Origin of the sequence: Nibricoccus aquaticus (genome assembly GCF_002310495.1) — a bacterium.
Taxonomy (GTDB): Bacteria; Verrucomicrobiota; Verrucomicrobiia; order Opitutales; family Opitutaceae; genus Nibricoccus; species Nibricoccus aquaticus.
The window spans coordinates 706,536-719,657 of the sequence record NZ_CP023344.1; the positions used below are offsets into that span (position 1 = coordinate 706,536).

The following is a 13,122-nucleotide window of genomic DNA, read 5'->3' on the forward strand; positions in this document are numbered from 1 at the left end:
TGCTCCTCGTAGTCGCGTCACTTAAGACGCGGAGCCCGCGCCAAAAATTGCTCCGAAATTCCCCGGACGACACCCCGCCACACTCGTGCTAGTTTGTCCGGATGCGCCTCACCGATAAAACCATGTACGCCCGCGTCCTCGCCGGAGACGCCGACTACAACGGGCGCTTCTTCACCGGCGTGCTGACCACCGGCATCTACTGCCTGCCCTCCTGCAAGGCCCGTAAACCCAAAGCCGAAAACGTCCGCTTCTTCCCCACCTGCGAAGCCGCCCGCGCTTTCGGCCTGCGCGCCTGCCTGAAGTGCCACCCCGACGACTTCGCCCGCGGCGCCGATCCCGTCCTCGAATCCATCGAGACGCTCGTCGCCGAAATCCGCGCCACCCCCTCCGCCTTTCCCGACGTCCCCACCATCGTGCGACGCTCCGGCTTCGGCTCCACCCGCCTCTTCGAACTCTTCCGCCAGCACTATCACACCACCCCCGCCGACCTCCTCCTCACCGCCCGCCTCACCACCGCCCGCTCGCTCCTCACGCAAACATCCCGTCCCCTCGCCTCCATCGCCGCCGACTCCGGCTTCGAATCGCTCTCCGTCTTCCACGACCATTTCCGCCGCCTCACCGGCCTCACACCCGCCGGTTTCCGTCAGCTTCCGAAACAAAACACTTTCACCCTCACCCTCCCCGAGAACTACCCGCTCAACTACCTCCGCCGCGCCCTCAGCCGAGATTCTGACAGCATCACTGAAAAGCTCGAAGGCGACAGCTACACCACCGCCCTCCGTCTCGCCGACGACTCCCCCGCCCTCCTCACACTCGCGCTTTCTTCCGCTTCCATCTCGGTCTCTTTTTCCCTCGGACTAACACATTCGCCCTCGACCACCCACACCCTCGAAATCCACCGCCTCGTCACTGCCCTCCTCGGCCTCGACCAGGACGCCCGCGCCTTCGCCCGCCTCGCCAAAAAACTCGGCCTCACCCGCCTAGTCAAAAACCGCGAAGAACTCCGCATTGTCCAGACTCCCTCCATCTACGACGGCCTCCTCTGGTCCATCATCGGCCAGCAAATCAACCTCCCCTTCGCCCGACTCCTCCGCACCCGCCTCATCCAGCTCTGCGGCACCCCACTCGCCGAAAATCTCTACGCCCTGCCCACTCCCGCCACCGTCGCCAAACTCACGCCCGCCGATCTTCTCCCGCTCCAATTCTCCCGCCAGAAAGCCGACTACGTCATCGCTATCTCTCGCCTCATCGCCACCGGCCAGCTCGACCTAACCGCATTGCCCGCGATGTCCGCCACCCGCGCCGAACGCACCCTCCTCGCCATCCGCGGCCTCGGCCCCTGGTCCGTCAATTACGTCATGATACGCTCCCTCGGCTTCGCAGACTGCGTCCCCTACGGCGACACCGGCGTCACCAGCGGCCTCCAGTCGCTCCTGAAACTGGATACACGCCCCGATCTCGACGCCACCCGCCGCCTCATGACGCCATTCTCCCCCTACCGCAGCCTCGCCACCGCCCACCTCTGGCAGCTCAACCAGCCGATTCCATGACCGCCTACACCTCAACCTTTCCCACGCCCTTCGGCCCCTTCTCCGTCGCGGTCTCCGAAACTGGCGCCGTCCTCGCCACCGCCTTCGGCAACCTCGACGCCCTCCGCGACCGCTTCGACGCCGACACGGTCATCGATGACTCGAAACGCACTCAGGCAGCACGCGACCAAATCTCCGCCTACCTCGCCGGCAAACGCACCGACTTCGATCTCCCCCTCGCGCCCGAAGGCTCCGCCTTCCAGCAACGCGTCTGGTCTGCCCTCCGCTCCATTCCCCGCGGCGAAACCCGCAGCTACGGCTACCTCGCCAAAAAACTCCGCACCGCCGCCCGCGCCATCGGCCGCGCCAACGCGACAAATCCCATCTGCCTCATCGTCCCTTGCCACCGTGTGATCGGTGCCGACGGCTCCCTCACCGGCTTCGCCTTCGGCGAAGAAATCAAACGACGCCTGCTCGAACTCGAAGGCTTGAAAATCGTCTGATCGCCACAGCTTCAGTTCCCGCCCGTAGCCGCGTCATTTAAGACGCGGACTTCACCGCACCTTTTTCGTGCTCGCTGCCCTCACGGCAGCTTCGCCTGCACGATTTTGCTGACCGCACCGAAGTCGATCAACGCCGCGTCCGGATGCTTCTTCAGCGCGCCGATCACCTTGCCCATCTCCTTCTTCGACGCCGCGCCTGTCTCCTTGATCGCCGCGTCAACCAGCACCTCGACCGTCGCTGCATCGAGATTCTTCGGCAGATACTTTTCCAAAATCCGGATCTCGTTCTCGTTCGCCGCGATCAGATCCGCGCGCCCGCCCTTCGCGAACTCCACGTTCGCATCCGCGAGATTTTTAACCGCCTTGCGCAGCGTCGTCAGCACGAGCGCGTCGTCGATCGGCTTGTTCGTATCCATCTCGGCGCGCTTGATCGCGGCATCGGCAGTACGCAGGGCAGTCGTGGTGACAGCGTCACGGGCTTTCATAGCGACGACGATGTCGGCGCGGAGTGTTTCGTAAATGGTGGCCATGATTTGAAAAATTAAACGCCTGCCCCGCTCACCGCGCAACCGCCCTGATCCGGTCAGCCGCGGGCGGACGTACCGTTTCTTCCAGCGAAGCAGGCTCAAAGATCCGCGCCGGCAGATCGATCCCCATCGCCGCCCCATTCACGATGAACTCCGTCTTGTTCCCCGTCTCCTCGCCGCGGAAATCCACCGACATCGGAATCATCTGCCCATCGACTTTTTTCAGCGACACCAGGTTCAGCGTCTTCAACACCCGCCCCGCATCGCCGATCTGCTCAAACTGCAAAATCGCCCGCTCCGACGTATCCACATAGATACGCACGCCCGTCAGCTCCGGACGCTGCGCCGCCACCTCCGCCGGTGGATAAAAGAGAAACACATACGCCGGCCGGTTCTTCCGGTTCGTCACGCCTTCAAAAACGAAATCGTTCCAGTAGATGAACGGCATCTGCAGATCGAACGCCGACAGCTCCGTCCCCGCCAGCGGTGCAAACCACGCCGACGCATCCATCACGCTTACGCCCGCCGCCGCCTTGTCCGCCTGCCAGCTCCACGTCGCGTTCTTCGGCCCGTTCTGAATGAGCAGCCGCCGCTCGTTCGCCGCCACGCCCGGCCATAACACGATCCGCGTGATCGGCCCCTTCTCATTCCGGCTCCCCCACAAGCGCCCGGGGATAAACGAATCCTCCCCGCGCCGCGGTTTCACCCGCAGCGAAAACTCCCAGTAATACTCCCCTTCGATTCCGCGCATCCGAAAATCCTCCAGGATGCGTTTCCCCTCCGCCTGATCGGGCTCGCCGATCTGCACATACTGCGGCTGCGGCCGAAACCGCTTCGGCTGCGCCGACACCACCGTCGCCGCGCCTAGAAAAAACAGAAGGCAGGCAGCCGAAGCCACCTGCCTTGAAAGAGTCGAGCTGAGCGCCCGCATCATGTCGTTACCTCGACCGATCAGGGAGTCGTGGTCGCCGGAGCGGGAGCTGGCGTCGCTGCGGCCGGAGCCGCTTCAGGAGCCGTGGCCGCTGGAGCTGGGAGCACCGCCGGAGCCGTGATCGTCGGCAGTGCGCCCTCTTCCTTCGCCTTGTGTTTGTACTGATAAATCTTCCCCAGGTAGAGACCGAAGCAGAGCACGAAGAACGCGATGGATGCCTTGATCGTGGCATTCGTGAGCACATTGCCCGTCTCCGCGCCAAACGTCGCCTCGGCTACACCGCCGCCCATGGCCGCACCGACACCGCCGTCAGACTTCGCCTTCTGAGCCAGCACGATCAGCACCAGAAACGCCGACACCAGGACCAACACGACCATGAAAATGTTAATGAGGATAGACATTTGAAAGGGTCGAACTCAGCAGTCCCCCCCAGTCGATGTCAACGCCGGGTTCGAGTGGTTACGCTCAACGCCAGTCAGTCGAAAACCCTCCTCATACCAACAGGCCAACTCCGTTGAAATTAGACACTCGCTCCAGCTTTAACCCACATCTAACCAACTCCCAAACACCCCGGCGGGCAGATCACCCAATCCGTCCGCTCAAAGGGGTAACACTGCCTCTCCCACTCAATCATATGAAGCCACGCTACGTCATACTGACACTTCTCCTCACTGCCCTGCCTATGCTTGCAGGTACCAAAACGCTCACTGTTTTAGGTGATAAAAAGGTACGGCTCGAATTCGATGGAAAGATGCCGAAAGCGTCCGTGGTCGAAGGTGTGAAAACTGACGCCACAGGTTTCATCATAGATAACCGACAGCTCATTCCTTCCTTCGGATTCGAGTACAAAAACCCCAAAAAGCTTAAGAAGGTTGTCGTGGAGGAAGTCTCTGGAAAGGAAGCCCAAGTTATGGTGGAAGATCTCGCGCCCAAAGCCGAGAAGGGGCGCTGGATCGGAAACTCGAAGCCGATTGAAGTTTCCAAGCGCGCGAGTCCTTGGATCTTCTCCAAAAAAGACACCACGATGATTTTCCGGTTTACCTTGGAGTTTGAAGAGGACTCCAAGCCTCTCGAAATCTACCAAGCCGCTGTTTTCGGCGCTGAAACAAAAAGCCTCTTTCAGCTCTTTGAGAAACGAGAGTGAACCAGTAGAAAAAACGCAGCGAACGCCCTTGTAGCCGCGAGCGCCAGCAAGCGGTCCCCGCTCAAAACAACCCCTGCGCCAGATTGTGCGGTCCAAACGCCTTTGGCAGGAGCACGTCTAGCGTCGTCTCGATCCGCTCCTCGCCATCGCAGACCGAGATCACTGGGATCTTCGGCCCGAACTCATTGATCACCTGCCGGCACGCGCCACACGGCGACGTCGGCTCGCGCGTCGGCGTGTAAACCACCACGCAACTCAGTACGCGCTCGCCCGCCGCCACCGCCGAAAAAATCGCCGTCCGCTCCGCGCAGTTGCACAGCCCGTACGACGCATTCTCCACATTCGTCCCCGTGAAAACCTTCCCCGACTCCATCAAGATCGCCACGCCCACCGGAAACATACTGTAAGGCGAGTACGACTTCTTCGCCGCCTCACGCGCAGCCTTCTCCAAACGGCGTTTCAAAACAGGCGTGATCTTCATGCCGCGAGACGCAAACCGCTCAGCCCTCCGCGATCAACTCCGCACCTTCGATCGCCAGCAGCTTCCGTTTCGTGACGAGCCCGCCCGGCGCCGAAAACCCCGTCATCTTCCCGTTCGCCCCGATGAACCGGTGACACGGCACCAGCAAGGGCCACGGATTCTGCCCAAGCGCACCGCCCACCGCCCGGCTCGCCACTGTCCCGCGCCCCGTCTGGTCCGCCGGCCAGCCATACGTCCGCGTCTCCCCCGCCTTCACGCGCAACGCCGCCTCATACACCTCCCGCTGAAACGCCGTGACACGGCTGAAGTCGTACCGCACATCCGCGAAATCCTCCGCCTTCCCCTCTAGGTGCCGCGTCACCCGCGCGATCAACTCATCAACCCACACAGTCCGCCCGTCCCCGGACCGGCACTTATCAAGTGCCGCCCCTCCCTCGCCATCGCGCTCCCGAAAACCCTCCGCATCCACCGGCGGCAGCACAAACCCGCTCACCCCGCGCTCCGTCCACGCGATTCCGCAGTCGCCGAGAGCCGTTGAGAAAATCGCGTACGCCATCGCTACCTCGTCCATCGCATCAACACCACACGCATATCGCCGTCCGCCTCAGCTCTGCTTCTTCGCGAACGCCTTCGTCAACGCCTCCGCCACATTCGCCGGCACGAAATGCCCCACATCGCCGCCGTACCGCGCCACCTGCTTCACCAGATTCGAGCTGGTGTAGCTGTACATCTCGTTCGGCATCACGAACAGCGTTTCGATCTCCGGCTTCAGATGCCGGTTCATCAGCGCCATGTTAAATTCAAACTCGAAATCCGACAGCGCCCGCAACCCGCGGATGATCGCCACCGCCTTCTGCTCCACCACAAAATCCACCAGCAACCCGCCAAACGTCGTGATCTCCACATTGGGCAGCTTCGCCAGATTCGGCCGGATCATCTCCACGCGCTCCTCCGCGCTGAACAGCGGCCCCTTCCCCGGATTGTGCGCGATCGCCATCGTGACTTTGTCGAAAAGTTTCGCCGCGCGCCCGAGCACATCGAGATGCCCGTACGTGATCGGATCGAAGGTGCCGGGATAGATGCAGTGCCGCATTTTCGTGAAAGGATTCTTGCTCGCGTTGGTAATCGCGCTCGTCATCGGACGTCTTTTTCCACCGGTGACGAACGCCATGAGCACGAACACGATTAACCCTGCGATGACGAGGCTGATTTCAGCCCGCCGCCGCTGCGCGCGCCCATGAAGCTCAACCTCCCCAATCTCATCACCCTCTCGCGCATCCCCACGATGTTTCTCCTCGTGTGGCTCATGTACTGCGAATGGCGCTGGTCCGCCACGCTCGCCTTCTGGATCTTCATCGCCACCGCCATCGGCGACTGGCTCGACGGCTACCTCGCGCGCAAACAAAACCTTGTCTCCAACTTCGGCAAATTCATGGACGCCCTCACGGATAAAATCCTGATCCTCGGGCTCATGGTCGCCTTCGTGTCGCTCCCTCAATACAACTGGCCACCCTTCCTCGTGATGGTCCTGCTCACCATCTGCCGCGAATTCCTCGTGAGCGGCATGAGGATGGTCGCCGCCACCAAAGGCGTCGTCGTCGCCGCCGAGCGCGGCGGCAAAGCCAAGACCCTCTTCCAGCTCATCGCTGTCGGCTTTCTCCTGTTCGTCCCCATGCTGGAGATCGACTTCGCCCCGCTGCTCCCGTTTCCAGTCTCTGAATACGGCACGATCCTTCACCGCACCGGCTACGCGCTCTTCATCGTCGCCACTGTGCTGACCGTCACCTCCGGCATCAGCTACCTGCGCAAATACCAGCAGGTCTTCGACGACTCGGCCAAATGAGCTTCGCGCACCCGATCTGGCCGCGCTTTCTCCCGACGCCGACCGTCCTCGCCATCGCCCGCCTCGGCCCTATCGGCCGCCTCAAAGCCCCCGGCACTTGGGGCTCCCTCGCCGGCCTGATGTACCAACTGGTCTTCTTTCATTACCTCGGCCCCATCGTCGGTTTTCTCTGCGCGATCCCCGGCCTCTGGTTCGCCGTCGCCCTCTGTGGCGAAGCCGAATTCCGCCTCGGCCGCCGCGACCCCGGCGAAGTCGTCCTCGATGAATTCGTCGTCATGCCCCTCTGCTTCCTCGGCTGGCCGTGGATGCTCCGCGCCCTGCCCGACGCTCCTTGGATCGGCCCCTGGATTCCACTCCTCGCCGGTTTCGCCCTCTTCCGCTTTTTCGATATCCTGAAACCCCTCGGCATCGCGAAACTCCAAAACCTCCCCGGCGGCTGGGGCGTGGTCGCCGACGACGCCGCCGCCGCCCTCGCCACCTGCGCCACCCTCCACGCCATCGCACTCGCGATAGCTCACTTCGGTTAAGTAGCCGCGAGCACCAGCGAGCGGTCCGCGCAACTTTGCACACCTCATCGGTGTTCTCGTCGTAACAACGAGAATCCTCCCACCGATGAAAATCCTCCTCGCTCTCCTCCTCTGGTCCCTGCTCCTCGCCCTCTGCTGGCCGCTCGCCTTCCTCATCTTGCTCGCGGGGCCCGTCCTCTGGCTGCTCTCAATTCCCTTCCGAATTATCGGCGCACTCCTCGAAGCCATCGTCTCACTCCTCAGCGCGATTCTGCTGCTCCCCGCCCGCCTCCTCGGCCAGCGTTGAACACGCACTCATCAAATTATCCGGTAAACAGTCCGGCATCCGTGCCCTCAGTGCAATCCGTGGTTTAATCTGCCATCACTTCTTCAGCAAAAACCTCACTGCCGCGAAATACCCCTCGAGCCCCAGCCCTGTGATCACCGCGATACACGCCGGCGCCGTCAGCGATTTGTGGCGGAAATCTTCGCGCTTATAGATGTTCGAAATGTGAACCTCGATCGTCGGCAAATGCGCACCCAATAAAGCATCGCGCAGCGCCACGCTCGTGTGCGTGAACGCCCCGCCGTTGATCACCACGCCGTCGAATTTCGCGTCCGCCAGCGCCGCGATCTTGTCGATCAGCGCACCCTCGTGATTCGACTGAAAAAACTCCAGCTGCGCCTTCCCCGCAAACTCCGCGCGCACCAACTCCTCGAGCTGCGCCAGCGTCGTGGAACCATAGATCTCCGGTTCACGTTTGCCGAGCCGGTCGAGATTGGGGCCATTGAGAATCGCGATCTTTTTCATCGAGGAAGTCCCTCAGGAAAAACACGAAACCCCTCCGAAGGGCAGCAGAATTTTCATGGCCAATCTTTGCCTCACGCAAAGCCGCCAAGGCGCAAAGAATACCGTCCCCTCCTCCTGCTTTCTTTGCGCCTTCGCGCCTTTGCGTGCCCCCTTCCGACTCTCACGCTCTCTCAGCTACAGCGGATTCTCCGTCCCGATAAACTCCCACGGCACCCCGAACTTCCCCGCCAGCTCCGCCGCCAGCGCCTTCACGCCGTGCACCTCCGTCGCATAGTGCCCGCACAGATAAAGATTCAGCCTCTGCTCCTGCGCCGTGTTGAACCACTCCTCACGCAGCTCGCCTGTCACGAGCGTATCCACCTTCTCCTTCGCCAGCTCCGGCACCGCGCTGTTGCCGCTTCCGCTACAAAAAGCCACCGCCTCCGGCTCGGTCGATCCGCACTCAATCGCGATCACCCGCCCATAAAGTTTCTCTAGCCGCGCCCGCAACTGTGCCCGCGTCTCCCCATGCGCCGCGATCCAGCCCACCGCTTCTCCATCCCTCACTAAAAACGGCCGCTTCGCCTCCAACCCCAGCTGACGCGCCAGCAACGCATTATTCCCCAGCTCCGGATGCCCATCGAGCGGCAGGTGGTTCGAGTATAGCGCACAGTTGCCCTTCACCAAACTCACGACCCGCTCATAAACCGGCCCCGTCAACGGACGCGGCATGTCCCAGTACATCCCATGGTGAACGATTAAAAAATCCACGCCCGCCTCCACCGCCTTCTTGAACGGCACCAGCCCCGCATCCACCGCTGCGCCTATCTTGGTGACGCGTCCATCATTCGCGACCTGGAGTCCGTTAAACGCCCCCGGCGCATCCTTGAACGCGCTGCGCCGCGTCCGCTCATCGCAATAATTCACCAGCTCTTGAAGCGTTGCCATGCCCGCCACTACGCCGCGCCCGCGCGCCCCGGTCAATTCTCCCGCGCTCAGTCTTTCGCCAGCCGCTCCGCCGCCGCTTTCGCGCGCGCAAATTCCTCGTCCAACCCCACCTCCGCCGCCACGCGCAGCCGCAACCGCACCGCCAGCTCGCTTTCCCGCCACTCCACCGGCAGTCGCGACAACGCCAGCCACGCATCGCCCGTCCGCGTCGGCTTTTTCGCCATCGCCTCGACCGCCTCGCGCAACAAATCCGCCGGCTCCGCTGGGAGCGATCCCTCGCCCGCCGCCTCCGCCACGAGTATTCGTGCCGCGCCCACCACAGTCACATTGCCCGACTCCCGCACATAAACCTCGTACAACCGGTCCGCCTGCAACCCGCGCTTCTGCGGACTCTCCAACTGCGCAAATTCCACCGGCGACCGCACTTTCTGCGCGATGCGCGGCGGCGCCATCGGGTCCGCCGGATCGATGATCGCCACGTCGTAGTCGGTTTTTGGACGCGCCGCCCAAGCCACCACCGGATTCCTGAAACGCGTCACACTCACCGGCGACACGATGCGCACATCGCCCGTCGTCCCGCTCGTCCGCTCCGGCGCGACATCCACCAGCTCTGCCAGCGGCACCGCCAAAAAGTTATCCACCGTTTCCCCGCGCAGTGCGATCGCCGGCACCAGGCTCGTGACCGGTCCGCTCACGTCTTCAGTGCGCCCGTCTGGATAAATCACACGCACGCGCGATTCATCCGGTATCCGCAATGTCTGCCCCACCGCAAACGTGCGCGCAGTCGTCAGCGCCTGCACGAACCACGCCCCACCCGCCCGGCTGTTCGCATCGAGCGGGACCACATATGCGCCCGGCGGCCCGCCAGCTCGCGCCCGCAAAAAAAATCCACCCGCGATCGCCAGCACCACCAACGCGCCAACCAGCCCCCAAACAAAACGACGCGCGCGCGAACCCGTGGAAACGTTGGTCATAGAAAAGATGCGAAGAGGCTGCTCAAGAGACCCGGCGACGCAAAAAACGCTCAAACTTTTTTCCAACCACCAACGAGCAATGACTCCGTCACGCATTCTCCCCGGACCGGCACTTCTCAAGTGCCGCCCCCACGCTCCGCCCCAACGATCACCGCCCATCCGTCATTGGTCATTGGTCATTGGTCATTGGTCATTGGTCATTGGTCATTGGTCATTGGTCATTGGTCATTGGTCATTGGTCATTGGTCATTGGTCATTGGTCATTGGTCATTGGTCATTGGTCATTGGTCATTGGTCATTGGTCATTGCGGCGCGCGCTCCGCGCGCCGCCCTCTTCGCTATCGCCTTTTCCGACTCCCCTCCCACGCTGCCCGCGCAATGAGCAGTCTAGCCACCGAGTCACTCGTCGATTGGGTCGCCCGCGCGGCCGAGAACCGTGAAAACCGCCCCTCGTGGGACGATTATTTCATGGCCACCGCGCTGCTCATCTCCACCCGTTCCCCCTGCGAACGCCTCCACGTCGGCTGCGTGATCGTCAGCGGCGGCGAACGCAAAAACCGCATCGTCGCCGCCGGCTACAACGGTTTCCTCCCCGGCACCCCGCACGTCTCCCGCGTCCGCGATGGCCACGAACAAGCCACCGTCCACGCCGAGCAAAACGCCATCGCCGAAGCCGCCCGCCGCGGCTCCCCCGTCGATGGCTGCATCGCCTACGTCACCCACTTCCCCTGCATCAACTGCGCGAAAATCCTCGCCGCCGCCGGCATCTCCGAAATCCGCTACCGCACCGACTATAAAAGCGACCCCCTCGTCGCCCCGCTCCTCGCCGACGGCGGCGTGAAAATCACCCACCTCGCCTGACCGCCGCCTCGCCCGCCGATGCGCGAATCCCACCACTCCGACCCCTCCGCCCTCGCCGGCGCCCTCCTCCTCGCGCACCCCTCGCTCAAGGAAGATAACTTCCGCCGCACCGTCATCCTCCTCTCCGCCCACGACGAAAAAGGCGCCATGGGCATCGTCCTCAACCGCCCCCTCGGCAAACGCCTCGGCCAGCTCAACGCCGAGTTCGCCCTTAGCCCCCTCTCCGCCGTCCCCATCTTCCAAGGCGGCCCCGTCGACACCGACCGTCTCCTCCTGTGCGCCTGGCGCTTCAATCCCGAGGGCACCGGCTTCCAACTCATGTTCGGCATCGACCCGCAAAAAGCCCTCGAACTCCAATCCGAAGACGGCATGCACCTCCGTGCCTTCCTCGGCTACTCCGGCTGGAGCGCCGGCCAGCTCGAAAACGAACTCAAACAAAACACCTGGATCGTCAGCCCCCTCATGGCCGACGTCCTCGACCTCGATCAGGACGACACCCTCTGGCGCGCCATCCTCGGCAACATCGGCCACGAGTGGAAACTCCTCGCCGGCGAACCCGACGACCCCAGCCTGAATTAAGCAGCCCATCGCCATTTGCCGCCCGCCTAACCATCAGAGTGCTCCTTCCCCAAAATTCCGTTTGACACTCCCCCTCGCGAACGGTGTTTTCACCCCTTTTATGAAAGTCGTCTCCTCCATCAAATCTGCGAAGAAGCGTCACCCGGCGTGCCAAGTCGTCCGCCGCCGCGGCAAGATTTACGTGATCAACAAAGTCGAACCCCGCTACAAGGCGCGTCAGGGTTGATTTTCTAACCTCTATTTTTCCCACCGTGAAAGCCGAAGGCCATCCCACACTCAACAACGTTTGCTTCCTCGACGTAGGCACCGGCAAACGCTTCCTCACCAAGTCCACCATGAAGTCTGCTCGTAAAGAGAAGATCGATGGCGAGGACTACTTCGTTGTCGTCCGCGACGTCACGATGGATTCGCACCCCGCCTACACCGGCGAAAAGCGCATCGTCGACACCGCCGGCCGCGTCGAGAAGTTCACCACCAAGTTTAAGCGTGGTGGCGGCAAATCTGCCAAGTAAACCTCCCGCAGGTTCCCTTTCAAAACCCTCCCCGCAACGGGAGGGTTTTTTCATGCCCAAACCCGCCGCCCGCCCACCTGAGATGGAGGAGCGACTTCCTCGTCGCGCATAGCGTCCGCCCGCTTCCCTCCCCCGCTCCCCGTCACTCCTCCGTCAAAAAATCCCCCTGCGCAGGGTCCACCCGCTGCGCCAGCAACTTCCTCAAAAACATCTCCCGGTGCTGCGTGCACTTCCCGATCCGCAGCACCGCGTCCCGATGCTCCTCCGTCCCGTACCCCTTGTGCTGCGCGAACCCATAGCCGGGAAACGTTCCCTCCAGCTCCGACATCAGCCGGTCCCGGGTCACCTTCGCGATGATCGACGCCATCGCGATACACAACGACCGCGCATCGCCCTTCACGATCCCACTATGCGGATACGGGAAACTCTTCAACGGCAACCCATCCACAAGAATCCTCGCCGACACCTGCGGCTGGAAACTCGCCACCTCATCGGGCGACGCAAACAAGTCCGGCTCGCTCTTCTGCTGAAACGCCGACGGCGGATAAATCCCCTCCAGCGCCCGCCGCATCGCCAGCTTCGTCGCGCCCAGGATGTTCAGCTGCTCGATCTCCTCCACGCTCGCCACGCCGAAGTGCGCGTGGATTTCGTTCTGCGCCGACAACGTCTCGAACTCGAACCACAACTCACTTCGCTCCGCCGGCGTGAGCAGCTTCGAATCGTTCACCTTGTTCGCCCGCGTCACCGCCCAGCGGCTCTCCAAAAACTCCTTCGTCACCAACACTGCTCCAGCCACCACGGGCCCCGCGAGCGCGCCACGCCCCGCCTCATCGACACCGATGAGACTGGCGAATCCGTCGATCTGTTTAAGGTCGTAACCGCGCAGCTGGCGGCGCTTCATCCGGCCCGTTGTAAAGACCTCCCCGCCACGCGCAAGCACCGGACTCGCCTCGCCACCATTGCCCGCCCGCGCCTTCTTCGTACCGTATTCGGA

At 62.5% G+C, this 13,122-nt stretch carries 20 protein-coding genes; 10 read left to right on the plus strand and 10 right to left on the minus strand.

Annotation, left to right across the window (positions count from 1 at the left end):
* Window positions 1-101: 101 nt before the first annotated feature.
* Window positions 102-1,550: a DNA-3-methyladenine glycosylase 2 family protein gene (locus CMV30_RS03045; RefSeq protein WP_096054654.1), complete on the plus strand. Its 1,449-nt coding sequence runs from the start codon at window positions 102-104 to the stop codon at window positions 1,548-1,550.
* Window positions 1,547-2,032, plus strand: a complete 486-nt coding sequence (locus CMV30_RS03050) for a methylated-DNA--[protein]-cysteine S-methyltransferase (protein ID WP_096054655.1) — start codon at window positions 1,547-1,549, stop codon at window positions 2,030-2,032. The genes CMV30_RS03045 and CMV30_RS03050 overlap by 4 nt, the downstream gene beginning before the upstream one ends.
* A gap of 80 nt (window positions 2,033-2,112) precedes the next feature.
* Here CMV30_RS03050 and CMV30_RS03055 read toward each other — a convergent pair whose 3' ends face one another.
* From CMV30_RS03055 to secG, 3 genes are read right to left on the minus strand one after another with little or no spacing between them, the layout of a single operon-like run.
* Window positions 2,113-2,562, minus strand: a complete 450-nt coding sequence (locus CMV30_RS03055) for a GatB/YqeY domain-containing protein (RefSeq protein WP_245844381.1) — start codon at window positions 2,560-2,562, stop codon at window positions 2,113-2,115.
* 28 nt (window positions 2,563-2,590) lie between these two features.
* Window positions 2,591-3,493, minus strand: coding sequence for an outer membrane lipoprotein-sorting protein (locus tag CMV30_RS03060; RefSeq protein ID WP_096054656.1), 903 nt, complete (start codon window positions 3,491-3,493; stop codon window positions 2,591-2,593).
* Between the two features lie 17 nt (window positions 3,494-3,510).
* Complete coding sequence (gene secG / locus CMV30_RS03065; RefSeq protein WP_096054657.1) at window positions 3,511-3,891, minus strand: preprotein translocase subunit SecG; 381 nt, start codon at window positions 3,889-3,891, stop codon at window positions 3,511-3,513.
* Between the two features lie 233 nt (window positions 3,892-4,124).
* Between secG and CMV30_RS03070 the strand changes: the two genes are divergently transcribed.
* Complete coding sequence (locus CMV30_RS03070; RefSeq protein ID WP_138223092.1) at window positions 4,125-4,634, plus strand: hypothetical protein; 510 nt, start codon at window positions 4,125-4,127, stop codon at window positions 4,632-4,634.
* A gap of 61 nt (window positions 4,635-4,695) precedes the next feature.
* Here the strand turns inward: CMV30_RS03070 and CMV30_RS03075 are convergent, their stop codons facing one another.
* From CMV30_RS03075 to coaD, 3 genes are read right to left on the minus strand one after another with little or no spacing between them, the layout of a single operon-like run.
* Window positions 4,696-5,115 carry a cytidine deaminase gene (locus CMV30_RS03075; RefSeq protein WP_096054659.1) on the minus strand — a complete coding sequence of 140 codons (420 nt, stop codon included), beginning with the start codon at window positions 5,113-5,115 and terminating at the stop codon, window positions 4,696-4,698.
* A gap of 19 nt (window positions 5,116-5,134) precedes the next feature.
* Window positions 5,135-5,686 (minus strand): methylated-DNA--[protein]-cysteine S-methyltransferase, encoded by a 552-nt coding sequence (locus tag CMV30_RS03080; protein WP_096054660.1) that lies wholly within the window; start codon window positions 5,684-5,686, stop codon window positions 5,135-5,137.
* Between the two features lie 33 nt (window positions 5,687-5,719).
* Entirely contained in the window at window positions 5,720-6,208 is a 489-nt protein-coding gene (gene coaD / locus CMV30_RS03085; RefSeq protein ID WP_096057586.1) for a pantetheine-phosphate adenylyltransferase, read from the minus strand.
* A gap of 144 nt (window positions 6,209-6,352) precedes the next feature.
* On the opposite strand from coaD, the gene pgsA reads away from it, so the two are divergent.
* From pgsA to CMV30_RS03100, 3 genes are all read left to right on the plus strand, one after another.
* Window positions 6,353-6,958, plus strand: coding sequence for a CDP-diacylglycerol--glycerol-3-phosphate 3-phosphatidyltransferase (pgsA, locus tag CMV30_RS03090; RefSeq protein WP_096054661.1), 606 nt, complete (start codon window positions 6,353-6,355; stop codon window positions 6,956-6,958).
* The gene (locus CMV30_RS03095; protein WP_096054662.1) at window positions 6,955-7,485 is read left to right on the plus strand and encodes a phosphatidylglycerophosphatase A family protein; all 531 of its coding nucleotides are present in this window, start codon (window positions 6,955-6,957) and stop codon (window positions 7,483-7,485) included. Before pgsA ends, CMV30_RS03095 begins: the two co-directional genes overlap by 4 nt.
* A gap of 85 nt (window positions 7,486-7,570) precedes the next feature.
* Window positions 7,571-7,771 (plus strand): hypothetical protein, encoded by a 201-nt coding sequence (locus CMV30_RS03100; RefSeq protein ID WP_096054663.1) that lies wholly within the window; start codon window positions 7,571-7,573, stop codon window positions 7,769-7,771.
* A gap of 75 nt (window positions 7,772-7,846) precedes the next feature.
* On the opposite strand, the gene aroQ is transcribed toward CMV30_RS03100, so the two are convergent.
* The 3 genes from aroQ to CMV30_RS19245 form a co-directional block, all read right to left on the minus strand.
* Window positions 7,847-8,275, minus strand: coding sequence for a type II 3-dehydroquinate dehydratase (gene aroQ, locus CMV30_RS03105; RefSeq protein WP_096054664.1), 429 nt, complete (start codon window positions 8,273-8,275; stop codon window positions 7,847-7,849).
* A 174-nt stretch (window positions 8,276-8,449) separates the two neighbouring features.
* Window positions 8,450-9,202 carry a Nif3-like dinuclear metal center hexameric protein gene (locus tag CMV30_RS03110; protein ID WP_096054665.1) on the minus strand — a complete coding sequence of 251 codons (753 nt, stop codon included), beginning with the start codon at window positions 9,200-9,202 and terminating at the stop codon, window positions 8,450-8,452.
* Between the two features lie 47 nt (window positions 9,203-9,249).
* Window positions 9,250-10,176 carry a hypothetical protein gene (locus tag CMV30_RS19245; RefSeq protein ID WP_138223093.1) on the minus strand — a complete coding sequence of 309 codons (927 nt, stop codon included), beginning with the start codon at window positions 10,174-10,176 and terminating at the stop codon, window positions 9,250-9,252.
* A 378-nt stretch (window positions 10,177-10,554) separates the two neighbouring features.
* Here CMV30_RS19245 and CMV30_RS03125 point away from each other — a divergent pair, with 378 nt between their 5' ends.
* From CMV30_RS03125 to CMV30_RS03140, 4 genes are all read left to right on the plus strand, one after another.
* The gene (locus CMV30_RS03125; protein ID WP_096054668.1) at window positions 10,555-11,037 is read left to right on the plus strand and encodes a deoxycytidylate deaminase; all 483 of its coding nucleotides are present in this window, start codon (window positions 10,555-10,557) and stop codon (window positions 11,035-11,037) included.
* An 18-nt stretch (window positions 11,038-11,055) separates the two neighbouring features.
* A complete protein-coding gene (locus CMV30_RS03130; RefSeq protein WP_096054669.1) occupies window positions 11,056-11,616 on the plus strand; it encodes a YqgE/AlgH family protein in 561 nt (186 codons plus the stop codon).
* A gap of 100 nt (window positions 11,617-11,716) precedes the next feature.
* The gene (gene ykgO / locus CMV30_RS03135) at window positions 11,717-11,842 is read left to right on the plus strand and encodes a type B 50S ribosomal protein L36 (protein ID WP_012376436.1); all 126 of its coding nucleotides are present in this window, start codon (window positions 11,717-11,719) and stop codon (window positions 11,840-11,842) included.
* Between the two features lie 25 nt (window positions 11,843-11,867).
* A complete protein-coding gene (locus CMV30_RS03140; protein ID WP_096054670.1) occupies window positions 11,868-12,128 on the plus strand; it encodes a type B 50S ribosomal protein L31 in 261 nt (86 codons plus the stop codon).
* Window positions 12,129-12,270: 142 nt separating this feature from the next.
* On the opposite strand, the gene CMV30_RS03145 is transcribed toward CMV30_RS03140, so the two are convergent.
* On the minus strand, window positions 12,271-13,029 hold the full coding sequence (locus tag CMV30_RS03145; protein ID WP_096054671.1) for a ribonuclease HII: 759 nt from the start codon (window positions 13,027-13,029) through the stop codon (window positions 12,271-12,273).
* Window positions 13,030-13,122: the final 93 nt, after the last annotated feature.

Coding starts and splice junctions, on each gene's coding strand:
- CMV30_RS03050 (WP_096054655.1), top strand. CDS start 1,547: ATGACCGCCTACACCTCAACCTTTCCCACGCCCTTCGGCCCCTTCTCC.
- CMV30_RS03130 (WP_096054669.1), top strand. CDS start 11,056: ATGCGCGAATCCCACCACTCCGACCCCTCCGCCCTCGCCGGCGCCCTC.
- CMV30_RS03110 (WP_096054665.1), bottom strand. CDS start 9,202: ATGGCAACGCTTCAAGAGCTGGTGAATTATTGCGATGAGCGGACGCGG.
- aroQ (WP_096054664.1), bottom strand. CDS start 8,275: ATGAAAAAGATCGCGATTCTCAATGGCCCCAATCTCGACCGGCTCGGC.
- CMV30_RS03075 (WP_096054659.1), bottom strand. CDS start 5,115: ATGAAGATCACGCCTGTTTTGAAACGCCGTTTGGAGAAGGCTGCGCGT.
- ykgO (WP_012376436.1), top strand. CDS start 11,717: ATGAAAGTCGTCTCCTCCATCAAATCTGCGAAGAAGCGTCACCCGGCG.
- CMV30_RS03095 (WP_096054662.1), top strand. CDS start 6,955: ATGAGCTTCGCGCACCCGATCTGGCCGCGCTTTCTCCCGACGCCGACC.
- pgsA (WP_096054661.1), top strand. CDS start 6,353: ATGAAGCTCAACCTCCCCAATCTCATCACCCTCTCGCGCATCCCCACG.
- CMV30_RS03125 (WP_096054668.1), top strand. CDS start 10,555: ATGAGCAGTCTAGCCACCGAGTCACTCGTCGATTGGGTCGCCCGCGCG.
- CMV30_RS03070 (WP_138223092.1), top strand. CDS start 4,125: ATGAAGCCACGCTACGTCATACTGACACTTCTCCTCACTGCCCTGCCT.
- CMV30_RS19245 (WP_138223093.1), bottom strand. CDS start 10,176: ATGACCAACGTTTCCACGGGTTCGCGCGCGCGTCGTTTTGTTTGGGGG.
- CMV30_RS03055 (WP_245844381.1), bottom strand. CDS start 2,562: ATGGCCACCATTTACGAAACACTCCGCGCCGACATCGTCGTCGCTATG.
- coaD (WP_096057586.1), bottom strand. CDS start 6,208: ATGCGGCACTGCATCTATCCCGGCACCTTCGATCCGATCACGTACGGG.
- CMV30_RS03045 (WP_096054654.1), top strand. CDS start 102: ATGCGCCTCACCGATAAAACCATGTACGCCCGCGTCCTCGCCGGAGAC.
- CMV30_RS03080 (WP_096054660.1), bottom strand. CDS start 5,686: ATGGACGAGGTAGCGATGGCGTACGCGATTTTCTCAACGGCTCTCGGC.
- CMV30_RS03060 (WP_096054656.1), bottom strand. CDS start 3,493: ATGATGCGGGCGCTCAGCTCGACTCTTTCAAGGCAGGTGGCTTCGGCT.
- secG (WP_096054657.1), bottom strand. CDS start 3,891: ATGTCTATCCTCATTAACATTTTCATGGTCGTGTTGGTCCTGGTGTCG.
- CMV30_RS03145 (WP_096054671.1), bottom strand. CDS start 13,029: ATGAAGCGCCGCCAGCTGCGCGGTTACGACCTTAAACAGATCGACGGA.
- CMV30_RS03100 (WP_096054663.1), top strand. CDS start 7,571: ATGAAAATCCTCCTCGCTCTCCTCCTCTGGTCCCTGCTCCTCGCCCTC.